General features: G+C 71.0%; 8 protein-coding genes and 1 pseudogene. 4 read left to right on the top strand and 5 right to left on the bottom strand.

Features of this window, described 5'->3' with window-relative positions:
• Positions 1-92, top strand: a pseudogene (locus AB0O48_RS32770) (phytochelatin synthase); the annotation flags it as partial.
• A 216-nt stretch (positions 93-308) separates the two neighbouring features.
• On the opposite strand, the gene dusB reads toward AB0O48_RS32770, so the two are convergent.
• From dusB to AB0O48_RS32745, 5 genes are all read right to left on the bottom strand, one after another.
• Positions 309-1,481, bottom strand: coding sequence for a tRNA dihydrouridine synthase DusB (gene dusB, locus AB0O48_RS32765; RefSeq protein WP_357244583.1), 1,173 nt, complete (start codon positions 1,479-1,481; stop codon positions 309-311).
• Between the two features lie 71 nt (positions 1,482-1,552).
• Positions 1,553-2,146 carry a hypothetical protein gene (locus AB0O48_RS32760; RefSeq protein WP_357572851.1) on the bottom strand — a complete coding sequence of 198 codons (594 nt, stop codon included), beginning with the start codon at positions 2,144-2,146 and terminating at the stop codon, positions 1,553-1,555.
• Between the two features lie 163 nt (positions 2,147-2,309).
• The gene (locus AB0O48_RS32755) at positions 2,310-3,689 is read right to left on the bottom strand and encodes a glycine--tRNA ligase (protein WP_357572852.1); all 1,380 of its coding nucleotides are present in this window, start codon (positions 3,687-3,689) and stop codon (positions 2,310-2,312) included.
• A gap of 114 nt (positions 3,690-3,803) precedes the next feature.
• Positions 3,804-4,283, bottom strand: a complete 480-nt coding sequence (locus tag AB0O48_RS32750; RefSeq protein WP_357244574.1) for a hypothetical protein — start codon at positions 4,281-4,283, stop codon at positions 3,804-3,806.
• A 24-nt stretch (positions 4,284-4,307) separates the two neighbouring features.
• A complete protein-coding gene (locus AB0O48_RS32745; protein ID WP_110566725.1) occupies positions 4,308-4,649 on the bottom strand; it encodes an antibiotic biosynthesis monooxygenase in 342 nt (113 codons plus the stop codon).
• 29 nt (positions 4,650-4,678) lie between these two features.
• Between AB0O48_RS32745 and AB0O48_RS32740 the strand changes: the two genes are divergently transcribed.
• From AB0O48_RS32740 to AB0O48_RS32730, 3 genes are read left to right on the top strand one after another with little or no spacing between them, the layout of a single operon-like run.
• Positions 4,679-4,936 (top strand): hypothetical protein, encoded by a 258-nt coding sequence (locus tag AB0O48_RS32740; protein WP_110566727.1) that lies wholly within the window; start codon positions 4,679-4,681, stop codon positions 4,934-4,936.
• Positions 4,937-4,989: 53 nt separating this feature from the next.
• Positions 4,990-5,931 (top strand): metal ABC transporter substrate-binding protein, encoded by a 942-nt coding sequence (locus AB0O48_RS32735; RefSeq protein WP_357244570.1) that lies wholly within the window; start codon positions 4,990-4,992, stop codon positions 5,929-5,931.
• Positions 5,928-6,689 carry a metal ABC transporter ATP-binding protein gene (locus AB0O48_RS32730; RefSeq protein ID WP_357244566.1) on the top strand — a complete coding sequence of 254 codons (762 nt, stop codon included), beginning with the start codon at positions 5,928-5,930 and terminating at the stop codon, positions 6,687-6,689. The genes AB0O48_RS32735 and AB0O48_RS32730 overlap by 4 nt, the downstream gene beginning before the upstream one ends.

The following is a 6,689-nucleotide window of genomic DNA, read 5'->3' as shown; positions in this document are numbered from 1 at the left end:
CCGACTCCGCCGACCCGAACACCGCCTCCTACTGGATCACCGTCGAGCACCTCGCCGACTGGATCGCCACCCGCGGCTACGCCACCAGCTGACCCCCACACCACCACCGCTTACACCGAAGGGCCGGACCCCACCACGGGGACCGGCCCTTTCGGCCTGATCCGCGAGCCCGGCCCGAAGCGCGCCCCACCCCACCCCGCGCCAGGTCGCCCGGTTCCTCACCCAAGCACCGCGTGGAATGAGCAGATCTTGGACACTTTCCGTTAGCGGCTAACGGAAAGTGTCCAAGATCTGTGCGGCCGGGGCGCTCAGCCTCCGGAGTCGTCCATTTCGGCGCCCTCGGGGACGGCGTCGTCGTCCCGACTGGCCAGCCAACCATCCGGCAGGAAGACCTTGCCCGGCGAGTTGGTGCGCCCACGGGGCTGGCCCAGGGCGGTCACCGGGAACGGCTCCGTCGGGTCGAGTTTGCCGAGCAGGTCGTCGAGCTGAGCCAGGCTTTCGATCATCGCCAGTGAGCGGCGGAGTTCGCCGCCGACCGGGAAGCCCTTGAGGTACCAGGCGACGTGCTTACGGAAATCGGCGCAGCCGTCCCGTTCGCCCCGGGTCGGGTTGCGGGCGGCGGCCACGAACTGGTCGACCAGCAGCTCGGCGTGCCGACGCATGGTCACCGACACCTCCCCGAGGGTCGGCAGTCGCCGCTCCGGCCGGCCGTTGAAGGCGGCCTCCAGGTCGGCGAACAGCCATGGGCGCCCCAGGCAGCCACGCCCGACGACCACGCCGTCGACCCCGGTGTGCGCGACCATCCGCAGCGCGTCGTCGGCCTCCCAGATGTCGCCGTTGCCGAGCACCGGCACGTCGAGGGCCTGCTTCAACGTGGCGATCGCGTCCCAGTCGGCGGTGCCCGAGTAGCGCTGCGCGGCCGTCCGCCCGTGCAGGGCCACCGCGGCCACGCCGGCCTCCTGGGCGGCCAGCCCGGCTTCGACGTACGTCAGGTGGTCGTCGTCGATGCCCTTGCGCATCTTGACGGTGACCGGCACCCCGGCCGGTGCCGCGGCGTCCACCGCGGCCCGCACCAGCCGGGCGAAGAGCCGGCGCCGCCACGGCAGCGCCGCGCCGCCACCACGCCGGGTGACCTTGGGTACGGGGCAGCCGAAGTTGAGGTCGATGTGGTCGGCCAGGTCGCGTTCCACGATGATCCGGACCGCGGCGGCGGTGATCTCCGGATCGGTGCCGTAGAGCTGGAGGCTGCGCGGCTTCTCGTCGTCGCCGAACGCGATCATGTGCAGGGTCTTCGGGTTCCGCTCGACAAGCGCCCGCGTGGTGATCATCTCGCAGACGTAGATGCCGCCGCCCTGCTCCCGGCAGAGCCGGCGGAAGCCGACGTTGGTGATCCCGGCCATCGGCGCCAGCACCACCGGCGGCCACACCTGGTAGCCACCGAGGGTTAACGGGCGTCCGGGCGCCACCGCGACATCACTCACCCCGCAAGTATACGGAGGGGTTCCTCCCCCTTTACCTGCCGCAGGGCGGCGCCCGGGTCGACCGACCGGGCCTACCGGGGCAGCCGTCGAGCGGTGCTGAACCCCGTCCCGCTCCGCCCCGTACAGGTCTGGAGCACGAGGTCGTATCTGCTCACCCAGTCCGGCATCGTGCCGCCCTTACGCGGCTGCCACCGGTGCCCGACCACCTGGTAGGTGCCCGCGCACGGCCCCGAGTCGACCCGCACCACCCTCCCGGCCGGGAGGTCGTTGAGCCACGCCCAACCCATGGTGTCGTGCCCCGCCAGGAGGCACGTCGGGGAGGTCGTCCACGTCACCAGCGCCCCGCTGTCGATCTTGGCCTGCGAGTGGATCGCCGTCACGGGGGCGAGACGTGTCACGGGGGCGTGCGGGGAGGTACGCCGCGCGGGACCGCCGCGGGACGGGGCCGGCTGCTCGATCCTCCACTGGGCGGCCTCGATCATCTCGGGGACCGGCGACACGGTGGTCGTGGGGACCGCACCAGCCGACCCGCGCGACGCCGAGGTCAGGTGCGGCGGCGGGGCCTGGGCGGCACCGTGGTGGGCCGTCGAGCCCGAGAGCGCCGGCAGTCCCACGACGATCGACGCCGCAGCGGTCACGCGGAGGACGGACAGTCGGTTCGCCATGTCATCCCACCTTCTCCCGATCGAGACCCAAGATATCGAAAGATGGCATTGAACTAATTTCATCGGCCCGCGACTCGCCGACGGTTCGTTTCGGGTCCCGCACCTGGTCAGGCACCAGAAAGCCCCTCCCCGACCGCGGTCGGGGAGGGGCTTTCGGAGGACGTCAGCAGCCGGGGAGGCGCTCGATCAGGTAGCGCTCGACCTGGTCCAGCGAGACCCGCTCCTGGGCCATGGTGTCCCGGTTGCGCACCGTCACGGCGTTGTCGTCAAGCGTGTCGAAGTCGACGGTCACGCAGAACGGGGTGCCGATCTCGTCCTGCCGGCGGTAGCGGCGGCCGATCGCCTGCGAGTCGTCGAACTCGACCACCCAGCGCTTGCGCAGCAGCGTGGCGAGGTCCTTCGCCTTGGGCGACAGCGCCTCGTTGCGCGACAGCGGCAGCACCGCCACCTTGACCGGCGCCAGCCGTGGGTCGAACCGCATCACCGTGCGCTTGTCCACGCCGCCCTTGGTGTTGGGAGCCTCGTCCTCGTCGTACGCCTCCAGCAGGAAGGCGAGCACCGCGCGGGTCAGACCCGCGGCCGGCTCGATGACGTACGGCATCCAGCGCTCACTCTTGGTCTGGTCGAAGTACGACAGGTCGACGCCGGAGTGCTTGCTGTGCGTGGAGAGGTCGAAGTCGGTGCGGTTGGCGACACCCTCCAGCTCGGCGAACTCGGTGCCGCCGAACTGGAAGCGGTACTCGATGTCCACCGTCCGCTTCGAGTAGTGCGAGAGCTTCTCGGCGGGGTGCTCGAAGAGACGCAGATTGTCCGCCGACAGGCCGAGGTCGAGGTACCAGTTCCAGCGCTCCTGGAGCCAGTACTCGTGCCACTGCTCGTCGGTGCCCGGCTCGACGAAGAACTCCATCTCCATCTGCTCGAACTCACGGGTCCGGAAGATGAAGTTGCCCGGGGTGATCTCGTTGCGGAACGACTTACCGGTCTGGGCGATGCCGAACGGCGGCTTCTTACGGGCGACCGTCTCGACGTTCTTGTAGTTGACGAAGATGCCCTGCGCGGTCTCCGGGCGCAGGTAGTGCAGACCCTCGTCGCTCTCCACCGGACCCAGGTAGGTCTTCATCAGGCCGTTGAACATCTTCGGCTCGGTGAAGGTGCCCTTGTTGCCGCAGTTGGGGCAGTTCAGCTCGGCGAGTGAGGTCAGCGGCTTGCCGTGCTTCTCCGCGTACGCCTCCTCCAGGTGGTCCGCCCGGAACCGCTTGTGGCAGAACTGGCACTCGGTGAGCGGGTCGACGAACTCGGCGATGTGGCCGGACGCCTCCCACACCTTGCGGGCCAGGATCACGGCAGAGTCGAGGCCGACCACGTCGTCCCGCTGCTGGACCATGGTCTTCCACCACTGCCGGCGGACGTTCTCCTTGAGCTCCACGCCGAGCGGGCCGTAGTCCCACGCCGATCGGGTGCCTCCGTAGATCTCACTGGAGGGGAAGACGAAGCCTCGGCGCTTGGCAAGGCTGACGACGGCGTCGATACGGTCGGCTGGCATGTTTCCTCCTACGCCGGCTGGCGGTCGGCGGGGGCGAGATGTGGATGGATCGGTCGGTTCGGGACAACGGTACGACCACCGTCGCCCTGAGCCCAGCAGAATACCGGTGGCGGGTCAGCTGACCCCGCAGACCTCCACGCCGCCGGTCTGCCCGTCCCGGCCGAGGCTGACCTGCTGCTGCTCCCGGTCGCCGCCGGAGAGGCTCACGTCCACCGGCACGGTCAGGTTGATGGTGTCGACCTGACCGAGCCGGAACGCGGTGACCTGCGGTTCGGCGGCGGCTCGCCGTTCGAACTCGGGCCGGGACTCGCGCCGCTGCGCGTCGTCGCAGAGCTGCTCGTACGCCCGCCCGTAGTCCCGCTCGACAAGCGCCTGGTAGTAGGCGCCGGTCACGGTGCGGGCCTGTTCCCCGATCGCCTGCACGCCGGTGACGGCCAGGCCGATGACGGCGCTGCCACCCCCGCCACAGCAGAGCACCACGGCGAGCGCGCCGACGCCGAGGCCGATCCAGAGCCGAGTCCGACGGCCCTCGGTGGGCGGCGCGGCGAACGGCGGAGCCACGCCGGGACCGGGTGGCGGGGCGGGTGCGGTCATAGGAGCAGCGTAGTGTCCGGCGGCTCAGCGGTAAGGACCCGCAGCCCGATCACTCTCGGCGACGACAACTGCCCCGCCGGGGGCGGCGGTGGCCAGCGCCTCGTACGCGGAGGGCTCGTCGACCGACTCGGCGAGCAGCGGCACGGCGCTGACCTTGACCTCGAAGGCGCCCAGTGCCCGGCGGTAGGTGCCGACCGACTCCCATTCGGTGACCAGCGACCAGTACCGGGGGTCGTCGAGCGCCCGGACCAGTTGACCGCGCAGGTAGCCGGGGCGGGCGGCCAGTGCGGTGAGGGCGGCGTGCGCCCGTTCGGTGAAGTCGTCGGCGACATCGACGTCGACCACGAACCGGTTGGTCACCAGCAACGGGTGTCCCTCCTCGTAGAGTCTGTGGGATGCAGCGTACGCAGCGCCCTCTGTTGGCCCGGTTGGCCGGGGCCAACCCGACGTCGGTGTTCCTGCTCACCCTGGTGGTGGTGCTGGTGGCGTTCTTCACGCCCGGGGTGATCGGCGGGCTGCTGACCCTCGCGCTCGCCGCTGTCCTGATCGCCCTGTTGGCGACGACCTGGGCGGTTCAGGCGCCGCAGACCCGGCTGCTTCGGCTGGTGATGCTCACCCTGCTGGTGACGGTGGGCCTCGCGAAGCTGCTCTGACATGAACCATGCGTTTTTGACAATCATTATCGTTGCCACGGACAGTTGACGACATGAGCAACCGCACCACGTCCCGTGTCCTGGCCGCCGCGACCGCCCTCCTCGCCCTGGGCGCCGGGGCCGGCTGCTCCACCGGAGGCGCTGACGCCGACCCCCAACGGGTCGACGTGGTGGCCGCGTTCTACCCCCTCCAGTTCATCGCGGAGCGCGTCGGTGGCGACGCGGTCCGGGTGACCAACCTGGCCAAGCCGGGCGCCGAACCGCACGACCTGGAACTCAACCCCAGCCAGGTCGGTCAGGTCAGCGAGGCTGAGCTGATCGTCTACCTGAAGGGTTTCCAGCCGGCGGTGGACGATGCCGTCGCGCAGAACGGTGGCGACCGGGCGTTCGACGTGACAAGCGTGCAGCCGCTGCTGGACGCGACCGCCGGCGGTCACGACCACGAGGGCGAGGAGGGGCACACCGAGGACAGCGGCGGCAAGGACCCGCACGTCTGGCTCGACCCGACCCGGCTGGCCGGCATCGGTGACCAGCTCGCCCAGCGGCTCGGCAAGGCCGACGCGGACCACGCCGCCGACTACACCGCCCGCGCGGCGGCGCTGCGCGCCGACCTGACGGCCCTGGACGGCGAGTTCCGGCAGGGCCTGGCCACCTGCCAACGGCGGGAGATCGTGACCAGCCACGCCGCGTTCGGCTACCTCGCCGACCGCTACCAGCTCGACCAGGTCGGCATCACCGGGCTGAGCCCCGACGTCGAGCCCTCGCCGCAGCGGCTGGCGCACGTGATCGAGGAGGCGAAGGAGCACCAGGCCACCACGATCTTCTTCGAGACCCTGGTCAGCCCGAAGGTCGCCGAGACCATCGCCGGTCAGGTCGGCGCGAAGACCGCCGTGTTGGACCCGATCGAAGGGCTCGCCGCCGGCAGCGACGGGGACTACCTTTCGGTGATGCGCACCAACCTGCGGACCCTGCAGACGGCCTTGGGCTGCTCGTGACCACACCTGTCATCACCGTCGAGCACGGGGTGGTCGGCTACGACGGCCGCCCCGTGCTCCGGGACATCTCCCTCACCGTCACCGCCGGTGAGGTGGTCGCCGTGCTCGGGGCCAACGGCTCCGGCAAGTCCACCCTGATCCGCGCCGTGCTCGGGCTGGTGCCGGTCAGCGCCGGCTCGGTCACCCTCTTCGAGAGGCCGTTGCGCCGGTTCCGGCAGTGGGAGCGGATCGGGTACGTTCCGCAGCGCCTGGGCGCCGGTGGTGGCGTACCGGCCACCGTCCGTGAGGTGGTGGCCTCCGGGCGGCTGGCCCGCCGGGGCGTGCTCCGCCCGCCGGGTCGAGCCGACCGCGCCGCCGTCGACGCCGCGCTGCTCGCGGTCGGGCTCGCCGACCGGGCCGGCGACCCGGTGGCCACGCTCTCCGGCGGCCAGCAGCAGCGCACCCTGATCGCCCGCGCGCTGGCCGGCCAGCCGGAGCTGCTGGTCCTCGACGAGCCCACCGCGGGGGTGGACGCGACCAGCCAGGAGGCATTCGCCAGCGCGCTGCGCGACTTCGTCTCCGACGGCGGGACGGTGCTGCTCGTCGCTCACGAGTTGGGCCCACTGCGACCGGTGATCAGCCGGGCTGTCGTCGTCCACGAGGGTCGCATCGCCCACGACGGCGCGGTGCCGGACCCGGCCGGCCACCACGCGGAGCCCGACCACGACCACGTGCACCCGCACTGCTACGACGAGCCCGCCGGGCTGTGGAGCAACTGA

Origin of the sequence: Micromonospora sp. NPDC085948 (genome assembly GCF_040686315.1) — a bacterium.
Taxonomy (GTDB): domain Bacteria; phylum Actinomycetota; class Actinomycetes; order Mycobacteriales; family Micromonosporaceae; genus Micromonospora.
The sequence above is the reverse complement of the archived record's forward strand: the minus strand, read 5'-3'. Positions and strand labels throughout refer to the sequence as shown.

Excerpts from the sequence above, each read along its gene's own strand:
- AB0O48_RS32740 (WP_110566727.1), top strand. The coding sequence starts at position 4,679 with ATGCAGCGTACGCAGCGCCCTCTGTTGGCCCGGTTGGCCGGGGCCAAC.
- AB0O48_RS32755 (WP_357572852.1), bottom strand. The coding sequence starts at position 3,689 with ATGCCAGCCGACCGTATCGACGCCGTCGTCAGCCTTGCCAAGCGCCGA.
- AB0O48_RS32735 (WP_357244570.1), top strand. The coding sequence starts at position 4,990 with ATGAGCAACCGCACCACGTCCCGTGTCCTGGCCGCCGCGACCGCCCTC.
- AB0O48_RS32760 (WP_357572851.1), bottom strand. The coding sequence starts at position 2,146 with ATGGCGAACCGACTGTCCGTCCTCCGCGTGACCGCTGCGGCGTCGATC.
- AB0O48_RS32750 (WP_357244574.1), bottom strand. The coding sequence starts at position 4,283 with ATGACCGCACCCGCCCCGCCACCCGGTCCCGGCGTGGCTCCGCCGTTC.